Below are 23,277 nucleotides of genomic sequence, written 5' to 3' on the forward strand. Positions count from 1 at the left end.
TAAGCTCAAAACCTTAGACTAACTTAATTTTTTATTCTGCTAAATTGATTTCTTCTTTTTTAAGAGGTTTCACTTTTTCCTGCAGGTATTCGAAAATAACAAACAGTACAGGAATCACGAAAAGTCCTAAAATGGTTCCTATTAATAAACCGATTGCCGCTCCGGTTGCGATGGATCTGTTACCCACAGCACCGATTCCGCTGGCCAAAACCAATGGTAATAAACCGAAGATGAAAGCAAAAGATGTCATCAAAATAGGTCTTAACCTCGCTTTTGCAGCATTAATTGCAGCCATAACGATAGATTCACCGTGATGCCTTCTCTGAACGGCAAACTCGACAATCAAAATTGCATTTTTCGCTAATAATCCGACCAACATGATCAGGGCAATCTGGAAGTAAATATTGTTTTCCAAGCCCATGATTTTCTGTCCGAAATAAGCTCCCATTACCCCAAGAGGAAGTGAAATGACCACAATTAAAGGAAGAATATAACTTTCGTACTGGGCAGAAAGGATGAAATAAACGAAAACTAAACTTAATGCAAAGATTAAAACCGTTTGCGATCCGGAATTCAATTCCTCCCTTGTTAATCCCGTAAATTCTACATCATAGTTTTGATTCAATGTTTCTTTTGCTACCGCCTGCACCGCAGTAATCGCATCCCCGGAACTGAATCCTGCCGAGTTGGAACCTGTAATTTTTACCGAAGTAAACAAGTTGTAGCGGCTTACAGATTGAGGTCCATAGGCTTTCTTTAAAGTCACAAACTGAGAGATTGGCGACATGATACCTGAACCTGTTTTTACATACAATTCATTAAGATTATCAATGTTTTGTCTGTTTTCAGGAAGCGCCTGAACCATTACCCTGAACTGTTTTCCGTATTTCGTAAAATCGGCAGTATAAATTCCCCCGATATATCCTTGCATGGTAGAAAGGATGTCACTTACAGAAACTCCCAATTGTTTTGCCAGAGGAACGTTGATCTGCATTTCGTACTGAGGATATTTTGTATTAAATGAAGTCTGGGCAAATTCAATCTCCGGTCTTTCCATCAATTTTGCGATAAATTCGTTTGTTTTGGCATCCAGATCGGCATATTCGCCACCGGATTTATCCAAAAGAACCATCTCAAAACCTGCACTGTTACCAAAACCGGGCACACTCGGCGGCTGGAAAAACACGATTTTTGCATCCGGAACTTTTCCTGAGATTCCGAATAATTTTTTGGTGATATCTTCAGAAGTTTGTCCGTCTTTTTTCCTTTCGTCAAATGGTTTTAATTTAACAAAGGCAAGACCGTTATTACTTCCGTTTCCGGATAAAAATCCTCTACCTGTCGAGATCGTCACGTTTTGTACTCCGGGAACTTTTAAAGCATTTGCCTGTAAAGTTTTCAGAGCATTGTACGTTCTTTCCATCGAAGCTCCGGGAGGAAGCTGAACATCTGTAAAGATAATCCCTCTGTCTTCCGTCGGTACGAAACCTTTCTTCATGGAAGTACTTGCCCAATACAGGATAGCTCCCGTGATCGCGAAGATGACCAAAGTAACCCATTTATGTCTCAGTAAAAATACAAATCCTCTTCCGTAACGGTCTGTCGTTGTTTTGAAAGCAATATTAAACTTGTAAAAAAACTTTTGAAGAAAATTTAAATTCTTATATTCTTTGTGATGTGCATCGTGAGGTTTTAAGAATAATGAACATAAAACCGGACTTAATGTCAATGCATTTACCGCAGAAATGATGATCGCCACAATTAATGTAATCCCGAACTGCTGATAGAATACACCGGTAGGACCCGTAATAAACGTTACCGGAATAAACACCGACGCCATTACCAAAGTAATTGAAATGATCGCTCCTGTGATCTCGTCCATGGCTTCTACCGTTGCTTTTTTGGCATCGGAAATCCCATGTTCCATCTTGGCATGAACGGCCTCGACGACGACAATGGCATCATCCACCACAATACCGATCGCAAGAACGAGGGCAAACAACGTTAATAAGTTTAATGAATATCCAAATAAATTCAGGAAGAAAAAGGCACCCACAATCGAAACCGGAACCGCAATTGCCGGGATCAACGTAGACCTGAAGTCCTGCAGGAAAATATACACAACGATGAATACCAGGATAAATGCTTCTATTAAGGTATGAACCACCTTTTCAATAGATGCTTCGAGGAATTCGTTCGTATCAAAGTTGAAAGTATATTTAATACCCTGTGGAAAGCTTCCTTCCGCTGATTTCAGATATTCTTTAATATTTTTAATAATCTCCTGAGCATTAGAACCCGGCGTCTGGAAAATCCCCATACTGATCGATGGATTGTTCCCGTTTTCCCCGATTCCTGTGTAAGACTGCCCTGCCAATTCTACTTTGGCAACATCTTTCAACATCAGGTTTTGTCCGTCTCCAAGAGATTTAATGATAATATTATCGTACTGACCTTTATCGTTAAATTTACCTACATATTTAATAATATATTCGAAAGAGCTTCCGCTGTTTTGTCCGATAGAACCTGCCGCAGCTTCTCTACTCTGCTCGTTGATGGCATTGGTAACATCGGTAGGAGTTACTCCATAAGCCGCCATTTTCGCTGGATCCAGCCAGACTCTCATCGAATAGTTTTTACCTCCGAAAACGTTGGCGTCACCTACCCCATTAATCCTTTTTAAATTTGGAATAATATTGATATTCAAAAAGTTTTGAAGATATACATCATCCAGATCCTTATTTTCGGAATAGAAAGACATATACATCAGCGCACTTGTCTGCTGTTTCTGGGTAACAACCCCTGAACGCGTAACTTCTGCAGGCAGCAAAGGCGTTGCTCTGGCTACACGGTTCTGTACGTTTACCGCAGCGATATCAGGATCAATTCCTTGTTTAAAGAACACCTGGATCTGGGCAGAACCGTCGTTTCCGGCAGAAGAAGTAATGTAATCCATACCTTCCACCCCATTGATCTGCTCTTCCAAAGGAACCACAACACTTTTCATAACAGTTTCCGCATTGGCTCCCGTATAGTTGGTAGAAACACTTACCGTAGGAGGCGCAATATCCGGATACTGGGTAACCGGCAATGAGATCAGTCCTAAAACACCGAGAATCACAATTAAAATTGAGATAACGGTAGATAAAACCGGTCTGTTTATAAAATTTTTAATCATTTTAGAATTTCGGTTTTATAGATTGAACAAGACTATCCATTTTTACAGGTTTCTTTATCACGGCTGTTCCTGGTTTTAATCCTCCGATTCCTGCGGCTACTATGACTTCACCTTTATTAACACCGGATTTTATTAAAGCCATATTGTCGATTCTGTCGATCACATTAATAACCACATTCTTGGCGGTATCTTTTTCAACTTTATATACGTAAACAATTCCCTGCTGTTCGTAAGTTGCACTTTCCGGAACGACAAGAACGTTATCGTAATATTGTGGGAATCTGATGGTTCCGCTGTTACCGTTGCTTAATAATTTCTGAGCATTCGTAAAACCAACTCTGAACTGGATCGTTCCCGTTGTAGGATCAATCTGCCCTGTAATAGCTTCAATTTTACCCTTTTCAGGATAAAGACTTCCGTTTGCCAGCTGCAATTCTACCATTGGCAGGTTTTTGATTTTGTCCGGCATCGACATTCCCGGAGATTTTTCAAGGAAATCGAAATATTCTTTCTCGTTCATTGAAAAATAAGCGTAAATCTGGGAAGTATCGGAAATGGTTGTCAGTGGAGTCTGATCCGTAGGTCCCACCAAGCTTCCTACTTTTAAAGGAAGTTTACCGATTACCCCGGAAATAGGAGCACGAATAATAGAATATTCGATGTTTGCTTCTACTCCTTTATAATTGGCAACAGCCTGGCTTTTTGCTGCTCTGGCTTGTTGAAGCTGAGCCTGAGCCTGTGCAAGATTTGCCTGAGCGGTCTGTAACTGAACGTTACTGATGATATTTTTCTGAACAAGTGGTTTTAATTTGTTTACCTCCACATTTGCGGCATTTACAGCAGCCTGAGCAGCGGCAATATTAGATTCTGCAGCACCGATTCCGGCTTTGGAAGCTGCTGCGTTTTCGTTCAGAATATTGGTTTCCAGACGGAAAAGAGGCTGTCCTTTGGTGACATATTGCCCTTCATCCACCAAAACCTGAGTGATATATCCCTGTATTTTAGCACGAACATCATTATTTACTCTCCCTTGAATGGTAGCAGGAAAAGTCTGATAGCCTACTATATTTTTCGACTCCACCTGTACCACAGGATATGGTTTCGGGCCATCCTGTTTCGGAGCTTCTTTTTTGCAGGCTGTCAAAGAAAGTGCTGCAATAGAAAGTATAACCAGCTTATTATTCATTTTATAGTTTATTAAGAGATTCCTGAATATTTTTAATGTTTTTGTTTAAAAGAGCTTTGTAAGCTTCAATTCTTTCATTGTACCCATCGTCATGATTTTTTTTAAAATTGTCTAAATCGTCTAGTAGTTTTAATTCGTCTTGCATCTTTTGAACTATTTTTTCAAATCTTATCTTTTTATATTCTTCATTGATGAAAAAATACCGTTTCCGCTCATCCATTTTGTTGTGGTCTACGATAAGCTCGGCATTCAACAGAAGTGAAATACTCGTGGAAACAGAACTTTTGCTTGCTGAAAGCACTTCCACAAACTCGTCGAAAGTAATGCCTACTTTGTCGTAATCGAAAAGCAGATAAGCATATATTTTTGAGGCTAACGGTGGAAGGCTGAAAACGGTGCCATAGAACTTTACGGCATCCTGAAAAATCTTTTCATCAATTTCTATACTCTTATGCATGGTATATAAATTTGAAGCAAAAGTATCATTTAGTTCTGAACTAAACGAACAAACTCGATAGAGTTTATAAATTCCTAGTGTTTTAAAAATTCAATGAAAATGGATTTAACTTTTTACTCAAATTATAATCTTCTCAAAGGCCTTTCTCATTCCGCCTGCCAAAAATACTTCTCCACAATAAGAATATCCCTTGCTTTCAAGGATTTTCAGCATGGCGATATTGTCATAATTTGTGTCTACCTTAACACTTTGAATGCCATGTGATTTCGTGAACTCTTCAATATGATCGAATAATTTTTTTACCATTCCCTGCCCTGCAAATTTTTCGTCGACAGCCACTCTATGTACCACTACAAACTCGCCGTTACTCAGCCATGCTCCTTCGATGGTGCTGTAAGCCGGCTCATCATTGAGAATCAGAGCTGCATATACTGCAATCTCGCCATCTACCGTCATTACATAACCGAAACCTTTTGCAATATCACTTTCTACCGTATCAAGATTCGGATACCCTTGCTGCCATTGTGTACTTCCGTCTTTTCTTCTTCTCTCAATTGCCTGTTGTAAAATGTTCCAGATAATGTCTCTGTCTTCAATTTCTGCCTTTCTTAGTTTGATTTCTGAATTCATTGCTGTGAAAAATTTATTTAAAATATAAAGATTAAGGATTGAAAAATTTTCGTTTTTACTATTGATTTATATTTTTATTGTTTTTAGGTTTTGACTAAAGTCAACTTGAGCGTTTGTTTTAAGGCGGGCTAAAGCCACCTCTATTGAATGAATGCTTTTATTTGGGATGCTTCGACGGGGCTCAGTATGACATCTCTAATACTAACAGTTTTTATCAGCGAAATCATTTGTAACGATGTCATGCTGATGCTCTCGAAGCATCTATTACAATTTCTACAACTTCAATCCTTTAAATTTTACGATAAAGGTTAAAATTTTGAATTAAAAAACCGAAAACTAATAAAAATTAATTTTCGGTTCGAAGTAGTAAAATTTAAAATTATGAAATTGTTTTTATTGATTTTCATTTTGTTGAAGATAAGCGTCGATAATCTCGAAGGCTTTCTTCTCGTCTTCCAAATCTACCATTACTTTCAGCGATGTTGCTGTGGGCGTAGTCGTAAATGTAAGGTAATTGTTTTCAACACTGTTGGTGATCTGTGCGTCTTCCAATTTTGATTTGATTAATTGTATTTCTGAAGGTTTATCACTTTCAAAAACTGATACTCTGGTACTTCTTTCCATATTCTATCCCGTTTGAGTATCTAAATATATGACGTTTTTTTGAAAATTACAAATTTTGAGTTTCAAATTTTGTTAATATTGTTTTCAATTTTATCTAAGGCAAGCTGGATTTCTTCCTTGGTAACGTTCAGATGCGGTCTGAAACGAAGCGACAGATCGCCGCAGGCCAGAATGATCATTCCATCGTTCCAAAGCTCATCTCTCAGGGCATTTCTCTCTTCGTGAGTCGGCAGGTCGATGGCACACATCAACCCTCTTCCTCTTGCGTTTAAAAGTTTTTCAGGATATTTTTCTGCTAATTTTTTTAATCCTTCCAATAGATAGTCTCCTACCACTCTGGCATTTTCTACAAGGTTTTCTTTTTCGATCACTTCCATTATCAATTGGAAACGAAGCATATCAATAAAATTACCTCCAAAAGTAGAATTGATCCTTGAGCTTTCTCTGAAAACATTATCCGGCACTTCATCAAATTTTTCTTTATTCGCCAAAACTCCGCAAACCTGCGCTTTTTTACCAAAAGAAATAATATCCGGTTTTGCTGTGAAATGCTGGAAAGCCCACATTTTACCGGTAATTCCGATACCTGTCTGAACTTCATCAAAAATTAATAGCACTTCATTCTGATCACATAATTTTCTTAATTCAACGAAAAATTCGTCTCTAAAATGGTTGTCACCACCTTCAGCCTGAATCGGTTCGATAATGATACAAGCCACTTTATCAGGATGCATCAAAATTGATTCTTCAATGTGAAGCAGAGCTAATTTTTCATTTTTAATTGTTTCTTCCAGATTTTCTTCCGTGATTGGGAATGTTAATTTTGGATTAATGATTCTTGGCCAGTCAAACATCGGGAAATACTGATATTTTCTTGGATCAGCAGTATTGGTCAAACTTAAAGTATAACCGCTTCTTCCGTGGAATGCCTGTCTGAAATGAATGCAGATTCCCGCTTCAATATTAAGGCCTTTTTCAAAATTTTTGCGTGTTTTCCAGTCAAAACAAGCTTTCATGGCATTTTCAACACCTAGAGTTCCACCTTCGATGAAAAAGGCATACTGCAGCTCTTCAGGGATCACCACTCTTTCGAAAACTTCTAAAAAGTGAGCATATTCCTCAGAATACACATCTGCCAAAGTAGGTTTATTGACTGCCATTTTCCCTAACCAAGCTGATTTTTCAACTATATAAGGGTGATTGTAACCGACAGACGCCGAAGCGAACATCGAAAACATATCTAAATATTCTTTATTGGTAAGCTTGTCGTAAAGCCATGAGCCGTGGGATTTTTCAATATCCATCACGAAATCGAAACCGTCTGCCAAAACGTGTCTGCCTACTGTTTCTTTAACTTTATTTGCTTGTATATCAATTGTTTGTTCCATATTAAATAAAAATCTTAGGGGTGATTGGATTAAAAGCCCCGTCAACAGAAAATTGCTTAGGGATAATTTTCATACGGTGAACTTTTAATTTTTTAAATTATTTTAAAGGTCAAACTTAATTCCCTGTGCCAAAGGAAGTTGAGTTGTGTAATTAATTGTATTGGTTTGTCTTCTCATATAGTATTTCCATACATCTGAGCCGGATTCTCTTCCTCCTCCAGTCTCTTTTTCGCCACCGAAAGCTCCACCGATTTCCGCACCTGAAGTTCCGATGTTTACATTGGCAATTCCGCAATCTGAACCTGCCTGAGAAAGGAATAACTCCGCTTCTCTAAGATTTTGCGTCATAATCGCAGACGACAACCCTTGAGGCACATCATTCTGAATGGCAATTGCTTCTTCTAACGTTTTATATTTAATTAAATACAAAATCGGTGCAAAAGTCTCATGCTGAACGATTTCATAAGAATTTTTCACTTCAGCGATGCAAGGTTTTACGTAACAGCCGGATTCGTAGCCTTTTCCTTTTAAAACTTCACCTTCAACAATGAATTTTCCGCCTTCTTTTTTACATTTTTTGATAGATTCCTGATATTGGTTTACGGCATCCGTATCGATAAGCGGTCCCACATGATTGGTCTCGTCTAAAGGATTTCCGATTTTCAGCTGCCCATAAGCCTTTACCAATCTTTTTTTCACTTCGTCATACACACTTTCATGAATGATCAGCCTTCTTGTGGAAGTACATCTCTGTCCTGCAGTACCAACCGCTCCGAAAACAGCACCAATAATTGACATGTCGATGTCTGCATCTTGAGAAATAATAATGGCGTTGTTACCTCCTAGTTCAAGGATAGATTTCCCGAATCTTTGAGCAACATTTGTAGAAACCATTCTTCCTACCCTTGTAGAACCGGTAAATGATACTAGAGAAACTCTTTTATCATCAACCAGTTTTTGTCCGATCTCATGATCTGCTACCAAAACGCTTGAAATCCCCTCAGGAAGATTGTTTTCCTTTAAAACTTCAGCCATAATATTCTGGCAGGCAATAGCACAAAGCGGAGTTTTTTCTGATGGTTTCCAGATGGTAACATTACCGCAGATCCATGCTAGAGCTGTATTCCACGACCAAACAGCCACCGGAAAGTTGAAAGCAGTGATAATTCCCACGATTCCCAACGGATGATATTGCTCGTACATTCTGTGACCCGGTCTTTCCGAATGCATGGTGTACCCGTGAAGCTGTCTTGAAACACCGACTGCAAAGTCGCAGATGTCGATCATTTCCTGTACTTCACCCAGACCTTCCTGTAAAGATTTTCCCATTTCATAGGAAACAAGCTTACCCAAATCGTCTTTATATTCCCTTAGTTTCTGACCCAATTGTCTTACAATTTCCCCTCTTTTAGGAGCCGGAATCATCCTGAATTCTTTGAAAGCCTTTTCTGCAGTTTCGATTACCTTGTCATAATCAGATTCTCCGGAAGTCTTTATTTTAGCAATTAAATTACCGTCTACAGGTGAATAACTTTCTATGGTTTTCCCTGAAGCAAAGTATTTTCCGCCTACTGAAGTTCCCTTATTTTCATCTTTAATTCCTAGATTTTTGAGCGTTTTTTCGATCCCAAAATCCTTTACTTTTTTAGACATAAAAATTTTACTTTTCGTTTTCCCTAAAGTTAAAAATATTACGCGAACTGCAAAATTTTAATTTTTTTAACGTGTTTTTTATTTGGACTAATTATAAACATGCTTATCTTTGTAGGGTAATCATTTGAATTTCAGAAATGGAAAATAATAAGACAATCAACGAACCTGCAGAAGAGAAGAAAAATTCTAAATGGAAAAGTCTGGTGAAGAAGTTTGGAATTGGCGGAATTATATTCTTTACCGTGAAGGGAATCATCACTTCTACCCTTATTTATTTTCTTGGAAAGAATTTCTGGACGGTGATTACTAATTATTTCGCAACGATATTTGATTAATTTAATTGATATATGGAACAAAAAAAGCAGAGAAATTTTCTCTGCTTTTTCTTTTGTTGAATGGTTGATTTTATTTAATAAAGTCTTCGACTCCGCTCAGACTGACATCTCTAATACTATCTGCAATTTATCCATTGTTAGTCTGAGTGGAATCGAAGACTTGAACCAATAGTAATTTTATTCCTTTTTCTTCCTCCCCGAATTAACCAGACTTTGATGAAGCAAATACTCAATCTGTCCATTTACACTTCGGAATTCGTCATTTGCCCATTTTTCCAGAAGCTTGTAAGTGGACTCATCTATCCTTATCACGAAAGATTTTTTGCCTTTGTTTTCGGGAGAGTTTTGAGTTTTTTCTGATTTCATTTTTTTTGTTTCTAATGCTTTTGTTTTAACGCAAAGAGCGCTAAGATTTCTTTAAATTATTGTGAATATTTTTCGTTCGCAAAGGCGTTGCACTCAGTGAAGGGTGTTTGTACTGTCATTCTGAATGGGAACGAAGTGGGATGAAGAATCTGTTTTTTTACCCTTTATGTAAACGAATCTCTTCTTCATCAAAATGACAAACTTTGCGAAAATTTTAATTATTCACTATTAATTATACAAAGTTCCCGCATTCAAGATCGGCTGCGCTGCTTTTTCACCACAAAGAACGACCATTAAATTACTTACCATCGCTGCTTTTCTTTCGTCATCCAATTCTACGATGTTTTCTTCTGAAAGTTTTTTTAATGCTAAATCTACCATGCCTACAGCTCCTTCTACAATCTTCGTTCTGGCCGCTACGATGGCTGTTGCCTGCTGTCTTTGAAGCATGGCTCCCGCAATTTCCGAAGCATATGCCAAGTGAGAAATTCTGGCTTCCTGAATGGTAATTCCAGCCTTTGAAAGTCGGTCTGTCAATTCCTGTTCCAAAATAGCATTGATTTTATCGCCACCTTCTCTTAAAGTAATCGGTGCATGATCGTCTTCCAAATTGTCATACGGAAAACTCATCGCTAAATGACGAACTGCCGCTTCACTCTGCATTTTCACAAAATCTGAATACCGCTCAACATCGAAAGCCGCTTTGTAGGTATCTCCTACTTTCCAAACGATTACGACTGCAATTTCGATCGGATTTCCCATCTTGTCATTAACCTTCAACGTTTGCCCTTGTAAATTTTCAGAACGCAAGCTGATTTTTTGTGATGAATACAAAGGATTAATAAAGAATAATCCGTTGTCTTTCACTGTACCGACATATTTTCCGAAGAAATTTAGAACTCTTGAGTGATTCGGCTGAATGATCATCAACCCTTTTAAGAAAAAACAAGAAAGAATAAATGCCAATAAAGCAATAACAACAAAAGTAATGTTATTATCAACTCCTATTACGAATAAGTAAATTGACGCTGCAAATAACCCCAAACAGATAACTAAAGTAAGATATCCTGACATTGGTTTTAAAACTTTTTCCATGATATGATTTTTTTAATTTGATATTATTTTGATATCATAAAGATATGGAGAAGTTTTGAATTATGAGTTATTAGTTTTGAGTTTTTTGATACAAGATTAAAATCTTAATGGATAATATTTCAATAAAAATCCCTGAAAAATTAATTTCAGGGATTTTTATTTATGATTTTTTAAATCTATTTTTTATTTAAAGCTTTAAACTTGAAATAAGATACGGCCGATAAAAGAGCCATTGTTCCAAGTCCGATATACACCCAAGCCGGCACCGGAACAGGATCTCCTGCTGCGTAAGAGTGAAGTCCGCTCAGGTAGTAATTTACCCCGAAATAGGTCATTACCATCGAACAGAATGCAAACATCGTTGCTACGTGAAATGCCCATCTGCTTCTTAATCCCGGAACCAATCTCATGTGAAGTACAAATGCATACACCATAATTGATATGAAAGCCCAGGTTTCTTTCGGATCCCAGCTCCAGTATCTTCCCCAAGATTCGTTTGCCCAGATTCCTCCTAAGAAGTTTCCTACTGTTAAGGCAAAAAGACCGATTGTAAGAGACATTTCTGAAACGATTGACAATTCCTTCAAAGTCGTATCATGATGAATTTTATAGGTTTCTTTATTTGAAATAATATAGAATACCAAACTGATTACCGCAATGATCATCGACAGGGCAAAGAAGCCATAACTTGATGTAATAATCGCTACGTGAACGATCAGCCAATATGATTTCAATACCGGAACAAGCGGTGTAATCTGCGGATCAAGCGCTGAACCTCCGTGAGCAAATCCCATCATAATTACTGCAACCATAAATCCTGCGGCAGGAATTAATGCATTGGAATTTCTATATAATATTAAACCAGCTGTAATACCTACCCACGAAATAAAGATAATCGCTTCGTAACCATTACTCCAAGGCGCATGTCCTGAAATATACCATCTTGCCACCAATCCTAAAAAGTGAAGAATATATCCTGCAACTCCTAAATAAATAATGGCTTTAATAATTTTATTTAAAACTTTATTCGGCTTGAATAACTCAACAAAACCTAAGATTAATAACAATCCTCCGATTAAAGTATAGAAAATTAATAATTTGAAATTTAGATTTACTTCATTCATGAAAACCTCCAAATCAACTTTAGATTTTGAAGGAACTACAGCTTTACCCCATTTTTGCTGATAAGCTGAAAGTTTTGCCAGTTCAGCATCTGCTTTGCTCCAGTCACCTGTTTTCTGAGCCTGAAGAACTTCTGCAAAATATGGTCCCATCACTTGTTGAGATTCCATATCTGGTTCAAACTTCTGATCCAGCCAAGAATGCCACGTGTGATTTGCATCATTTTTCACAGGAACAATTCTCATAAACTGTCCGCTGAAAAATTCGTTGAAAATCTGTACTCTTTCGTTTACAGAAATTACTTCTTTATCGTAATTTGTCTGTTCAGCAGGCTTTTTACGGAAAGCTGTGTTGTAATCGTGTTCAAGAATGTAGGTCAAATTTCCGTTGGCATCGGCCGGGAAAAGATTCATTAATGAAGTGTAACCTTCATCATTAGCCTTCGTTTTATTTTTTAGCTCGTCACCACCTTTAGAACCGATCTTAATCATCGGAACCATCGTCCAGCTCGGAGTATCTGTATTAATTGACAGGAACCATTGGTTGGCCGTCAGAGACTTTCCGTCTGTTCCTTTAAACTCGTCTTTTTTGTATAATTTTCTTAAAACATCTAAAGCTTCTGTATTGATAGGAACAATTCTTCCTTCAAAATTCTGAACCAACAGATATCCGAATTTATCGGCATGCTCTTTACTGATTTTGTTTCTCGCAATGATTTCGTCAGCAGAAATTGATCTCATTTTGCTCAACGGAGCAGCCAGAGAGTTCTGTTGTGGTGCTTGCTGCACCTGTGCAGATTCCGGAGCCGGAGCATGATTGTGAGCTTCACCTTCTACGTGGATATGTTCTCTGCTTCCGTCTGTTGTACCATGTGTCTCAATTTTCTGAGCCTGTAAGCCTAAACTTAAGAATAATAAAAGTACAGCAGCCCCTCTTTTCTTATTAACATCTGCCAATATTTTATTTAATTTCCAGAAATGAGTTCCTTTCCAGAAGAACATCACAAACATTCCTAAAAACAGGAACGTATACCCGATATAAGAAATCAAAGTTCCCCAAAAATCGTGGTTTACAGAAAGTACGGTACCCATTCTGTCCGGATCAAAACTGGACTGGAAGAAACGATACCCTTTATGATTCAAAACGTGATTCATATAGATTTTATACGGTGTTTCTTTTCCTTCGTCTACAATTTTAACATGACTTTCATAAGCGCTCGGAGATGAACTTCCCGGATATGTTTCCATAACGAAATCATCCAGTTTAAGCGCGAAAGGTGTGTTATAAATTTTCGGTCCGAAACCAACCATGATGTTCAGTCCATCCATTGTTACTTGTTTGTAAGCGTTCGGATTTCCTTTTTCTACGGAAAGATCTACCAATTGTTTTGTTTTTGGCCCCTGAATTTCAACAGTCAACATATCCGGAACATTCGCATCCTTCTTTCTGTCACCTTCAAAAGCCATTAATTTTCCTTTTTTAAGACCTTCAGGAACAACAAGTTTTAATTCATTAATGCTATATAAACTTCTCAAAGCTAAAGGCTGGAATTCGTCTTTCACGGTATTTCCTGTCGCCTGAGTTGCCATCGTCATATAGGATGCATCCACAGGAGTTTTAATAAATAATTTTCCGCCTTCATTTTTGAATTCTACCGCCCCTTCAATCGCTCTGTTGAATGTTACCAAAGTTCCGTTGACAGACTTCGTTTCACCTGGTTTGATGTAAATATTCTGTCTTCCGGTTTGTCCCGTAGAAACCAAATGCAGATATTCCGCACCGTTCGGATCAGCAATTAAGCTGTCTTTTTTTCTTTGAACATACTCTTTTGCAAAAACTTTCACCTCCTTTCCATGGAAATCATAGGTTGCGCTGAAATCTTTGTGCAGTGGAGACATTAAATAAGGTACATCCTGATAATTAAGCACATCACCTTTTTCTTCAATCTGAATTTTAAAGAAATTTTTGTCGGTTACGATTTCGTTTGACGTTTCCCCTTCTCTGATGTGCATCGTTCCTTCGAAACTGATGTATCGTGTGATCGCACCCCCAATGAAAATAAGGATAAAAGCAAGGTGAAATACCAAAACCGGCCATTTTTCCCGTCTCCAAAGTCTGTATCTTCCGATATTTCCGATAAAGTTGAGAATAAGCAGGAACATGATGAGTTCAAACCATTTTGCTTCATAAATTAGTGCTTTTGCTGTGGGAGTTCCGTAGTCGTTTTCTAAGAACGTTGCATATGCCATTGCAAATGCGTACACCAGTAGCAACACAGCCATTGTCCTGGTCGAGATAAGAATATCCTGGAGCTTCTTCATGATTTATATACTTGACATGCAAAAATAAGGATGATAAACCACAAAGCGGATAAAAAAAGCTGTTTTTTATCACTTTACGGCCAATAAGTCTTATTTTGAATCGTTCTTAATAATTCGGATCTTATTGAGGAAAATTTAAATTGTAATACGCTTGAATTTAGAATTAAAAAAAGCTATCTGGATGATCGGATTTGTCTATTTCCCCAGAGCGATTTTCTTTCTGATTTTACTTAAAAATTCATGGGAGATTCCCAGGTATGATGCGACTTGTTGCTGTGTCAGGCGTTGTTCCAGCGTTGGATATTTTTCAAGAAACTCATGATAGCGTTTGTCTGCGGTCTTGTTCATCAAAGATAAAATCCGTCTTTGTAAAGCGATGGAAGACTGCTGATTCATTATTCTGAAAAGTTTTTCAATTTTCGGCATGGCTTCATAGAGGTCCTCTTTTTCTTTTTTTGAAATCATTAAAACTTCACTGTCTTCCAAAGCTTCAATGTTCAAAGTGCTCGGTACATTGTTGATTAAACTGTCCAAATCTGTGATCCACCAGCCTTCTACGGCAAAATATAAAGTCTGCTCAGATCCGTCTTCATTTAAAAAATATACTTTAAAGCATCCGTTTAAAACAAAACCCTCAAAACTGCAATACTCTCCTTCTTGTAAAACAACCTCTTTTTTCTTAAAATTTTTAAGTTGAAAAGGTTTTGAAAAACGTTGAAATTCTTCCTCAGAAAGCTGGATATGCCTGGATATATTTTTATAAAGCAAGTCGTTCATCCTTGATATTTAAGCAAAATAAAGATACCAAATATAATTGATATCTTTATTAATCTGATTCTTTAATGAAGTTTAAAGATTATTTTCCGTTTAAAAAATCATTTGTATTAACAATTTGGGCGTACAAATTTCCCAATGCTGAAATTCCTGCTAAAAATGATCGTTGAACTTCTGCCGCTTTTACAACCTGTCCGTTCACTTCCCTGTCTCTAGTTGCAGTGGCATCACCGATAATGGTATTGGTAAAACCTAAATCAAAAGCAGCTCTGGTGGTAGATTCTACACATACATCCGTCATCATTCCGGTGATGACAAGGTTTTTGATTTGTTTTGACTGTAAATAAGCCAAAAGTTCTGTTTCCCTGAAGCTGTTGGGATAATGTTTAACCATTACCTTTTCTCCATTTTTGGGTTCAACTAAAGAATTAATTTCCGCTCCTTTTGTATCTGGTAGAAAGAAAGTTGCGCCATCATTGGTAGCAATATGCTTGATGTTGATCACAGGAAGATTATTCTTTCTGAAATATTCTAACACCTTCTGAGTGTTTTTTCCGGCTTCCTCGGCTCCTACTAAAGGCATATTTCCGCCTTTGAAATAATCATTCTGTACATCGATGATTAATAATGCTGTATTTTCCATGTTTTTTCTTTTTTGTGCGTTAATAAATAATGAAATTAAAGTCAGGCAAATAATCAATGTGCTTTTAAATACATTTTTCATAATTTTTATTTAAATTTTAATGAGACAAAATTATATAGAAGAAAAATCCTGACATTTGAACTAGTTCAAAAAATAAGAGGAAAAATTAACACTTCTTTTAAGGAAAAAAGCATTCGTTTAATGTCGAAAAAACATTAAATTTGCCCACACTGATATTATGGATAAAAACACACAAAACAAACAACAGGACTCGCCTGAGAAAGGCAAAATTTTATCTAAGCCGCGTATATTTTTCGGGCTTACTTTTATACTTTTTTCTGTCGTTCTTACCTTTTCATTTGTCTCATACTTAATGAATTGGAAGGCCGATCAGAGCCAGGCAGGAACAATGCTTGACAAGAGTATAAAATCATCAAATCTTTTCGGAAAACTGGGCGACTGGCTTGGGAATATCTTTATTTTCGAGAGTATTGGTGTTGCTTCGTTCATTATAGCTTTTCTGTTTTTGGTTTTTGGAACCATTATTCTGAAAAAGAAAATATTCAAACCATGGAAAACAGTGGGACATTCTTTGTTTTTTATCTGCTGGCTTCCGATTTTTATGGGGGCAATTACCAAAGGACAGGGCGTTTTGGGCGGTGTTTACGGATATCAGATCATGGATTCGCTGAACGCGATTATCGGAACAGTGGGACTTTGGCTGGTTTTGGCGGCAAGTGTTGCGTTATACTTTATCCTTGAATTTAATCTTCGTCCGAGTTCAATTAAATCTAAACTTAATGACATCAATGAAAATACCATCGGAAGAGTAAAATCTATGATGCCAAGTTCTGATGAAAATTTTGAAGCAGATGAAGAACTGATCGAGGAAGCTGCAAACGCAGAAGAAAATCCGTCAAAAATTACGGTTACGGAAGTGGTTGAAAAACCAACAGTGAAGATGACAGAGCCAGAGCATGTGAGCATTCCGAAAGGGTTTCCTGAAGTTCCGGTTTCTACCAATTTAGATCCTATCGTTACTCCCAACCAGACTTCGTTTGAAGAGGAAAATAAAGATGATTTTTCACAATCTTTAAATATAAATCTTAATACGAAACCTTCGATCCCGACTTCAAGTCCGGAACAGGCTTTTGATATTAAACCATCCAATAACGCTCAGGAAAACATTAAGTTTAACGTAGAAGTTGCGCCTGTAGTAGATGTTCTGGACGATACAGAAAAGAAATCTCAGGAATTAATTGAAAAGCACGGGCTTTATGATCACAAACTGGATCTGGCCAAGTTCCAGATGCCGACTGTAGATCTTTTGAAAGATTATGGAAGTGAAGAAATTTCTATTAATAAAGAAGAATTAGAAGAAAACAAAAATAAAATTGTCGGATTACTGAAAAACTTTAATGTAGGCATTGCTGAAATTAAAGCAACTATCGGCCCTACTGTTACTTTATACGAAATTGTACCCGAAGCCGGAATCAGAGTTGCTGCGATTAAAAAATTGCAGGATGATATTGCGCTGAATCTTTCGGCATTAGGAATCAGGATTATTGCACCGATGCCGGGTAAAGGTACGATCGGGATTGAAGTTCCGAGAAAAAATCCTACGATGGTTTCTATGCGTTCGGTGATTGCTTCACAAAAATTCCAGAATACAGATATGGATCTCCCGGTGGTTTTCGGGAAAACGATTTCCAACGAAATTTTCATGGCAGATTTATCCAAAATGCCTCACTTATTGATGGCGGGTGCAACGGGTCAGGGAAAATCGGTGGGTATTAATGCAATCCTTACTTCCCTGCTTTATAAAAAACATCCGAGCGAATTGAAATTCGTCATGGTGGATCCTAAAAAAGTGGAACTTTCATTATATTCAAAAATTGAAAGACATTATCTGGCTAAACTTCCGGATGCGGAGGAAGCGATCATTACAGATACCAATAAAGTAATCAATACCCTGAATTCTCTTTGTATTGAGATGGATACGAGGTATGATCTCCTTAAAAATGCTTTCTGTAAAAACCTGAAAGAATACAACAAAAAATTCACGGAAAGAAAATTAAACCCTGAAAACGGTCACCGTTACCTTCCTTATATTGTACTGGTGGTTGATGAGTTTGCAGACCTTATCATGACAGCCGGAAAAGAAGTTGAATTACCGATTGCGAGATTGGCACAGCTTGCAAGAGCAGTGGGAATTCACCTGATCGTTGCTACACAAAGGCCGTCTGTAAACGTAATTACAGGTATGATTAAGGCCAATTTCCCTGCAAGAGCGGCATTCAGAGTAATTTCAAGTGTCGATTCGAGAACGATTCTGGATTCTCCGGGAGCGGATCAGCTGATCGGTAAAGGTGATATGCTTTACTTTAACGGAAATGAAATCTTAAGACTTCAATGTGCTTTCGTTGATACTCCTGAAGTGGAAAGACTGGCTGAGTTTATCGGGGAACAAAAAGGATATTCTTCGGCATTCCTTCTTCCTGAATATGTTTCTGAAGATGCTACAAGTACAGTGGGAACTTTTGACCCGAATGAAAAAGATGCTTTATTTGAGGAAGCGGCAAGAATTATCGTTTCTACTCAACAGGGCTCTACTTCAATGCTGCAGAGACAATTAAAATTAGGCTACAACAGAGCGGGAAGAATTATGGATCAATTGGAAGCAAGCGGAATTGTGGGCGGATTCAACGGGGCTAAAGCAAGGGAAGTTCTCATCAGTGATCTTCATTCTTTGGAACAGTTTTTGGAAGATCTGCGTAAATAAAAGGAGAATGGGAGGTTGATTTAACTTTCATCCCATAAAAATGTCTAAGATTAAAGAGTATTAAATAAAAAAATGAAAAATATTATTTCAAAAGTTATCGTAAGCGGATTGGTTGTAGGAGCAGTGGGAATAACGAACGCTCAGAAAATTGATGCTAAAGCAAAAAAAATATTAGACGATATTACAGCCAATTACAATTCTAAAAAGAATTCTTATTTTAAGTTTTCTTTCGGAAGCGGAACAAACGGACAGGTTTCTAAAACAGAACCGGGAATTTATTATGCCGCAGGTGACAAATATAAGTTGAAAATCATGGAGACAGAACAGATTTTCGATGGCAATAAAATCTATAATATCAACACCGAAGATATGGAGGTAACGGTGGCAAAACCCAACGGAAGCGGCAGCATGTTCTCCCCTATCAATTACCTTTCTTCCTACAGAAACGATTATAATGTAACATACAACGGAAAGAAAAATGTAAATGGCGTAAATGCTGATTTCATCAAATTGGTTCCGGTAAAATCGAACGGGATAAAATACGTTTATATCTTTGTAGATTCTGTAAAAAAACAAATGGTAAAGCTGGAACAGCACGGAAATAATAAAGATGTTGCCGTAATCGCCATTAAAGAATACAAGGAAAATCAGGATCTTGATCCGAATATGTTCGTTTTTGATAAGAATAAATTTAAAAATTATCTGATCACTGAGCTTTAACAGCGGGGAAATCGGAAGAACACATTAATTATTATAAAATTTCATAAAATATAAGAGCTGCAAAGAAAACTTTGTGGCTTTTTGATTAATTTTGGAGAATGTTAAAAATACTAGACCGATATATCATAAAAACCTTCTTTGGACCGTTTTTTTTCATATTTAGTGTATTGTTTTTCATCTTTATTGTAAACATTATCTGGGTTCAGCTGGGGCAATTTATGGGAAAAGGATTGAGTTACTGGCAAATCCTTAAGTTGCTTTTTTATCTTGGGGTAAGCGTTATCAGTATGGTGTTGCCGCTTACGATCCTATTGGCAAGTATTATGTCTTTCGGAGAATTTGGGGAACGGTATGAGCTCGCCGCGATGAAGGCTGCCGGAATTTCGCTCACACGGGTGATGCTTCCGCTGTTGGGAGTCACCGCGGTTCTCTCCATCATGCTTTATTTCTTTTCCAATAATATTATTCCGGATTTCCAGAGGAAGGCAAAAAATATGCTCTTTAACATTGCTCAGACCAAACCTGCTTTGAACTTTACGCCGGGACAGTTTATCGATCAGATTCCGGGATATATGGTGAAGTTTGACAGGATTCATGGAGAAAACGGAGAAAATATTGACGGGGTATTTGTTCACAAAAAAGCTACAACTTACGAAAATCAGCAATCGATTGTGGCGGAGAAAGGGAAATTTATTCCTGCTGCCAATAAAAATTACCTGAAACTGGTGCTTTACAACGGATATGTTTATGAAGATAATTTTGCAGGAAAAGCTGATAATGTCCGATTGAAACAGCCCGATCAGGCAATAAAATTTGACACTTTGGTTTCCCACTTCGATGTAAGTGAAATCATTAATAAAGCTATTGAAGAAGAAAAAATTACGGACGATTATCGTTTCCAGACCTTCAATGAATTAAATAAAACCATCGATAAAACAAAAAAAGACAACGATAAATTCTTCTCGAATGTCAACAACGATGTCCTGAGCCAGACCAATGCCGTGGTAAGTTATATGGATGCGGCGCAAAACAGAGCCAAGACAAAGCCAAAACAGCAGATAAAACTGGATACGGTAAAAGGTGATAAAAAATTAGAGATCATTAATAATGCTTACAACAGGCTGGATAACTTGAGAAGCACGGTAGATGCTAAAAATAATGAGCTTGATCCGGGGATAAAATATTACGGGAAAGTAGTGATCTATCAGCAAAGAATTGTAACGTATTCCTTCACCTGCATCATTTTCTTTTTGATTGGTGCCAGTTTGGGGTCGATCATCAGAAAAGGGGGAATGGGACTTCCGGTAATCATTGCCATCGTGATTTTCATTATTTTCTACGTCATCAATGTAGGAACGGAAAATATGGCGTGGTCAGGGAAAATTAACCCTTATCTCGCAGCCTGGATTCCGAATATTGTTCTCTTCCCTTTTGGTGTCTGGATGACGTATAAAGCACTGACGGATTCACAATTATTCGATGCCGAAAAATACAAAGCATTGTTTAAGCCGATTACCAGATTGCTTGTTAAAACTAAAGAACATAAAAGGTACCAATAACTTATATAAAGTTTTTATTAAAAAGATTCGATTTTATCGGATCTTTTTTTATTTGCGCACACTTTTTGCATGCATGATATAAAACATTAAATGAAAAATACGATTCTTATTCTGAGCTTAATCTCAATTATTTCATGTAAAAAACAAGAGGTGAAAGATGCTCAGAATACATCTAATGATAGTCTGACAACCCAAAAAGTTTCCGGGGATGTAAAAGATACTACCGGCAAAACCATTGATGACATAAAAAAAGAATACTCTGAGACGAGCGCTCTTTTAGCATCAAAAAAACTGGATTCCACACATTTCAATTATGTCTGTGAAGACGGGATGTCAGGCGATGTGATTTTCTATTATCAGGATAAAAACCTTAAAGCTGTAAAAAATATTTATTCGGAATACAGCCATTTTTCATCCGTTACAGAATATTATGTCGATAAGGAAAATGTGTACTTTATTCTAAAGCAGGATACCTCATGGAATTTTGATATAAATGCTCCAAAGAAAGCCGATGGAAATGCTGAAACGAAAGATGACATTACAGAAAGCCGAATTTATCTGGCAAATAGTAAACCTATTCAGTGTCTGGAGAAAAAATACTCAATACGATCTGCAGGAAACAATCCTGATCCTAATAAAATAGAAAACAAGGAAGTAAAGTGTGATATCAGTAAATTGATGACAACCTACGAGTCTATTATCAAAAATAAAGATAAAAAAGGGAAAGTCAACCAGTGTCTGTAAGCTTATAAATAAAAAGCGGTTTCAAAAAAAATGAAACCGCTTTTTTATTTTCAAAACTGAAAATTATACTTTCATAATTTCAGCTTCTTTTACTTTAAGATGTTCTTCGCAAAGCTTCACATATTTATCGGTAAGTACCTGGATATCTGCTTCCACTCCTTTGATCACGTCTTCAGAAACACCTTCAAGCTTTTTAAGTTCTTTCAAACCGTTTTGTCTTGCGTTTCTTACTACGATTTTAGTATCTTCAGTTTCTCCTTTAGCCTGTTTTGCCAGTTCTCTTCTTCTTTCCTCGGTAAGAGGCGGAACATTAAGAATAATATTAATCCCGTTATTGGAAGGCGCAAAACCTAAATTTGAATTAATGATTGCTTTTTCAATATCATTAATAGCTTTTGAATCCCAAGGTTGAATAGAAATCGTCATGGCATCAGGAATAGAAACATTCGCAACCTGATTGATAGGTGTCAAAGCTCCGTAATATTCTACCATAACATCCTGAACCATATTCGTAGACGCACGCCCCGCTCTGATTCTTTGAAATGCATGATCCAAGTGTTTAAGAGCTGCTTCCATATCCTCTTTTACAGATTCTACTATAAGATCTAATTCTTCCATTATATAATTAAAATTTGATAGGTTACACATTTTGTTAATGATGAGTAATAAGTAATTGGTAGTGAGTAATTTTTAAACATTAAACATTAAACCAAAACTCCCAACTTAAAATATTACAAATCAACTAAAGTACCAACATTTTCTCCGTCTACAATTTTTTCAAGGTTTCCTTCCTTATTCATATCAAAAACAATGATCGGAAGTTTGTTTTCGTGGCTTAAGGTAAATGCCGTCATATCCATTACTTTAAGATTTTTAGCATATACTTCATCGAAAGATAACGAATTATATTTTACGGCATCCGCATTTTTTTCAGGATCGCTGTCGTAGATTCCGTCTACTCTTGTTCCTTTTAAAATAACGTCGGCTCCGATTTCGATGGCTCTTAATGTTGCAGCAGTATCTGTTGTGAAATACGGGTTTCCTGTTCCCGCTCCGAAGATCACTACTCTGCCCTTTTCAAGGTGTCTTACTGCTCTTCTTTTGATGAAAGGCTCGGCAACTTTGTCCATTTCGATCGCTGACTGAAGTCTGGTTCTGATTCCTGCATCTTCCAATGCTCCCTGCAGCGCCATCCCGTTGATTACGGTTGCAAGCATTCCCATGTAGTCTCCCTGTACTCTGTCCATCCCTTTTGCAGCTCCTGCAACTCCACGGAAAATATTTCCTCCTCCAATTACAATGGCAACTTCACAGCCTTTATCTACTACTTTTTTGATCTCAGCTGCGTATTCCTGTAACCTTTCGTTGTCAATACCATATTGTCTGTTCCCCATTAAGGCTTCACCACTAAGTTTTAGAAGGATTCTTTTATATTTCATCTTTAATTTTTAATAACATTTTAGTTCTGTCAATTTCCCTGAAATTTGACTTTGCAAATATAATCATTAATAATATTGATTTTTAATTCTGGATTAAATTTTTAAATGTTGTGCTGTAAGCTGTTCTAAAGGCTTTTTTCTTCATAAAATTATTTGATCTAGTAAAAAATACTTTTCTAATACGTTCGGTTTAATTATCCGCATTGTCAGGCTGAGGCTCTCGAAGCCTTTTTTATTAATTTAAATCAATCTTAATTAATT

At 37.1% G+C, this 23,277-nt stretch carries 19 protein-coding genes; 5 read left to right on the top strand and 14 right to left on the bottom strand.

The window, feature by feature from the left end; genetic code table 11:
* Positions 1-31: 31 nt before the first annotated feature.
* The 7 genes from BMX24_RS06810 to amaB form a co-directional block, all read right to left on the bottom strand.
* Positions 32-3,178: an efflux RND transporter permease subunit gene (locus BMX24_RS06810; protein ID WP_089791286.1), complete on the bottom strand. Its 3,147-nt coding sequence runs from the start codon at positions 3,176-3,178 to the stop codon at positions 32-34.
* Position 3,179: 1 nt separating this feature from the next.
* Positions 3,180-4,364, bottom strand: a complete 1,185-nt coding sequence (locus BMX24_RS06815) for an efflux RND transporter periplasmic adaptor subunit (protein WP_089791287.1) — start codon at positions 4,362-4,364, stop codon at positions 3,180-3,182.
* A 1-nt stretch (position 4,365) separates the two neighbouring features.
* Positions 4,366-4,821 (bottom strand): transcriptional regulator, encoded by a 456-nt coding sequence (locus BMX24_RS06820; protein ID WP_089791288.1) that lies wholly within the window; start codon positions 4,819-4,821, stop codon positions 4,366-4,368.
* Positions 4,822-4,938: 117 nt separating this feature from the next.
* Positions 4,939-5,451, bottom strand: a complete 513-nt coding sequence (locus tag BMX24_RS06825) for a GNAT family N-acetyltransferase (protein WP_089791289.1) — start codon at positions 5,449-5,451, stop codon at positions 4,939-4,941.
* Positions 5,452-5,844: 393 nt separating this feature from the next.
* Complete coding sequence (locus BMX24_RS06830; RefSeq protein ID WP_089791290.1) at positions 5,845-6,075, bottom strand: DUF2007 domain-containing protein; 231 nt, start codon at positions 6,073-6,075, stop codon at positions 5,845-5,847.
* Between the two features lie 62 nt (positions 6,076-6,137).
* A complete protein-coding gene (lat, locus tag BMX24_RS06835; protein WP_089791291.1) occupies positions 6,138-7,463 on the bottom strand; it encodes an L-lysine 6-transaminase in 1,326 nt (441 codons plus the stop codon).
* Positions 7,464-7,565: 102 nt separating this feature from the next.
* Positions 7,566-9,116, bottom strand: a complete 1,551-nt coding sequence (amaB, locus tag BMX24_RS06840) for an L-piperidine-6-carboxylate dehydrogenase (RefSeq protein WP_089791292.1) — start codon at positions 9,114-9,116, stop codon at positions 7,566-7,568.
* A gap of 137 nt (positions 9,117-9,253) precedes the next feature.
* Here amaB and BMX24_RS06845 point away from each other — a divergent pair, with 137 nt between their 5' ends.
* Positions 9,254-9,451 (top strand): hypothetical protein, encoded by a 198-nt coding sequence (locus BMX24_RS06845; protein WP_089791293.1) that lies wholly within the window; start codon positions 9,254-9,256, stop codon positions 9,449-9,451.
* Between the two features lie 177 nt (positions 9,452-9,628).
* Here the strand turns inward: BMX24_RS06845 and BMX24_RS06850 are convergent, their stop codons facing one another.
* The 5 genes from BMX24_RS06850 to BMX24_RS06870 form a co-directional block, all read right to left on the bottom strand.
* Positions 9,629-9,817 (bottom strand): type II toxin-antitoxin system antitoxin, encoded by a 189-nt coding sequence (locus tag BMX24_RS06850; RefSeq protein ID WP_089791294.1) that lies wholly within the window; start codon positions 9,815-9,817, stop codon positions 9,629-9,631.
* A gap of 228 nt (positions 9,818-10,045) precedes the next feature.
* Entirely contained in the window at positions 10,046-10,912 is an 867-nt protein-coding gene (locus tag BMX24_RS06855) for an SPFH domain-containing protein (protein WP_089791295.1), read from the bottom strand.
* Between the two features lie 176 nt (positions 10,913-11,088).
* Positions 11,089-14,355, bottom strand: a complete 3,267-nt coding sequence (gene ccsA, locus BMX24_RS06860) for a cytochrome c biogenesis protein CcsA (protein WP_089791296.1) — start codon at positions 14,353-14,355, stop codon at positions 11,089-11,091.
* A 195-nt stretch (positions 14,356-14,550) separates the two neighbouring features.
* Positions 14,551-15,132: a Crp/Fnr family transcriptional regulator gene (locus tag BMX24_RS06865; RefSeq protein ID WP_089791297.1), complete on the bottom strand. Its 582-nt coding sequence runs from the start codon at positions 15,130-15,132 to the stop codon at positions 14,551-14,553.
* 79 nt (positions 15,133-15,211) lie between these two features.
* Positions 15,212-15,772 carry a cysteine hydrolase family protein gene (locus BMX24_RS06870; protein ID WP_228404713.1) on the bottom strand — a complete coding sequence of 187 codons (561 nt, stop codon included), beginning with the start codon at positions 15,770-15,772 and terminating at the stop codon, positions 15,212-15,214.
* Positions 15,773-16,010: 238 nt separating this feature from the next.
* Between BMX24_RS06870 and BMX24_RS06875 the strand changes: the two genes are divergently transcribed.
* The 4 genes from BMX24_RS06875 (at position 16,011) to BMX24_RS06890 (ending at position 21,577) form a co-directional block, all read left to right on the top strand.
* Positions 16,011-18,554, top strand: coding sequence for an FtsK/SpoIIIE family DNA translocase (locus BMX24_RS06875; protein ID WP_089791299.1), 2,544 nt, complete (start codon positions 16,011-16,013; stop codon positions 18,552-18,554).
* Between the two features lie 72 nt (positions 18,555-18,626).
* Entirely contained in the window at positions 18,627-19,274 is a 648-nt protein-coding gene (locus BMX24_RS06880) for an outer membrane lipoprotein periplasmic chaperone LolA1 (RefSeq protein ID WP_089791300.1), read from the top strand.
* Between the two features lie 98 nt (positions 19,275-19,372).
* Positions 19,373-20,833 carry an LptF/LptG family permease gene (locus BMX24_RS06885; RefSeq protein ID WP_089791301.1) on the top strand — a complete coding sequence of 487 codons (1,461 nt, stop codon included), beginning with the start codon at positions 19,373-19,375 and terminating at the stop codon, positions 20,831-20,833.
* A 90-nt stretch (positions 20,834-20,923) separates the two neighbouring features.
* Positions 20,924-21,577, top strand: coding sequence for a hypothetical protein (locus BMX24_RS06890; RefSeq protein WP_089791302.1), 654 nt, complete (start codon positions 20,924-20,926; stop codon positions 21,575-21,577).
* Positions 21,578-21,640: 63 nt separating this feature from the next.
* Here BMX24_RS06890 and frr read toward each other — a convergent pair whose 3' ends face one another.
* Together frr and pyrH are read right to left on the bottom strand one after the other, a co-directional pair.
* Positions 21,641-22,195, bottom strand: coding sequence for a ribosome recycling factor (gene frr, locus BMX24_RS06895; RefSeq protein WP_089791303.1), 555 nt, complete (start codon positions 22,193-22,195; stop codon positions 21,641-21,643).
* A 113-nt stretch (positions 22,196-22,308) separates the two neighbouring features.
* On the bottom strand, positions 22,309-23,016 hold the full coding sequence (pyrH, locus tag BMX24_RS06900) for a UMP kinase (RefSeq protein WP_089791304.1): 708 nt from the start codon (positions 23,014-23,016) through the stop codon (positions 22,309-22,311).
* Positions 23,017-23,277 lie beyond the last annotated feature (261 nt).

This window comes from Chryseobacterium wanjuense (assembly GCF_900111495.1).
Lineage (GTDB): Bacteria > Bacteroidota > Bacteroidia > Flavobacteriales > Weeksellaceae > Chryseobacterium > Chryseobacterium wanjuense.

Bases quoted from the DNA above. Each gene is read 5' to 3' on its own strand.
- BMX24_RS06810 (WP_089791286.1), bottom strand. From the start codon at position 3,178: ATGATTAAAAATTTTATAAACAGACCGGTTTTATCTACCGTTATCTCA.
- BMX24_RS06815 (WP_089791287.1), bottom strand. From the start codon at position 4,364: ATGAATAATAAGCTGGTTATACTTTCTATTGCAGCACTTTCTTTGACA.
- BMX24_RS06820 (WP_089791288.1), bottom strand. From the start codon at position 4,821: ATGCATAAGAGTATAGAAATTGATGAAAAGATTTTTCAGGATGCCGTA.
- BMX24_RS06825 (WP_089791289.1), bottom strand. From the start codon at position 5,451: ATGAATTCAGAAATCAAACTAAGAAAGGCAGAAATTGAAGACAGAGAC.
- BMX24_RS06830 (WP_089791290.1), bottom strand. From the start codon at position 6,075: ATGGAAAGAAGTACCAGAGTATCAGTTTTTGAAAGTGATAAACCTTCA.
- lat (WP_089791291.1), bottom strand. From the start codon at position 7,463: ATGGAACAAACAATTGATATACAAGCAAATAAAGTTAAAGAAACAGTA.
- amaB (WP_089791292.1), bottom strand. From the start codon at position 9,116: ATGTCTAAAAAAGTAAAGGATTTTGGGATCGAAAAAACGCTCAAAAAT.
- BMX24_RS06845 (WP_089791293.1), top strand. From the start codon at position 9,254: ATGGAAAATAATAAGACAATCAACGAACCTGCAGAAGAGAAGAAAAAT.
- BMX24_RS06850 (WP_089791294.1), bottom strand. From the start codon at position 9,817: ATGAAATCAGAAAAAACTCAAAACTCTCCCGAAAACAAAGGCAAAAAA.
- BMX24_RS06855 (WP_089791295.1), bottom strand. From the start codon at position 10,912: ATGGAAAAAGTTTTAAAACCAATGTCAGGATATCTTACTTTAGTTATC.
- ccsA (WP_089791296.1), bottom strand. From the start codon at position 14,355: ATGAAGAAGCTCCAGGATATTCTTATCTCGACCAGGACAATGGCTGTG.
- BMX24_RS06865 (WP_089791297.1), bottom strand. From the start codon at position 15,132: ATGAACGACTTGCTTTATAAAAATATATCCAGGCATATCCAGCTTTCT.
- BMX24_RS06870 (WP_228404713.1), bottom strand. From the start codon at position 15,772: ATGGAAAATACAGCATTATTAATCATCGATGTACAGAATGATTATTTC.
- BMX24_RS06875 (WP_089791299.1), top strand. From the start codon at position 16,011: ATGGATAAAAACACACAAAACAAACAACAGGACTCGCCTGAGAAAGGC.
- BMX24_RS06880 (WP_089791300.1), top strand. From the start codon at position 18,627: ATGAAAAATATTATTTCAAAAGTTATCGTAAGCGGATTGGTTGTAGGA.
- BMX24_RS06885 (WP_089791301.1), top strand. From the start codon at position 19,373: ATGTTAAAAATACTAGACCGATATATCATAAAAACCTTCTTTGGACCG.
- BMX24_RS06890 (WP_089791302.1), top strand. From the start codon at position 20,924: ATGAAAAATACGATTCTTATTCTGAGCTTAATCTCAATTATTTCATGT.
- frr (WP_089791303.1), bottom strand. From the start codon at position 22,195: ATGGAAGAATTAGATCTTATAGTAGAATCTGTAAAAGAGGATATGGAA.
- pyrH (WP_089791304.1), bottom strand. From the start codon at position 23,016: ATGAAATATAAAAGAATCCTTCTAAAACTTAGTGGTGAAGCCTTAATG.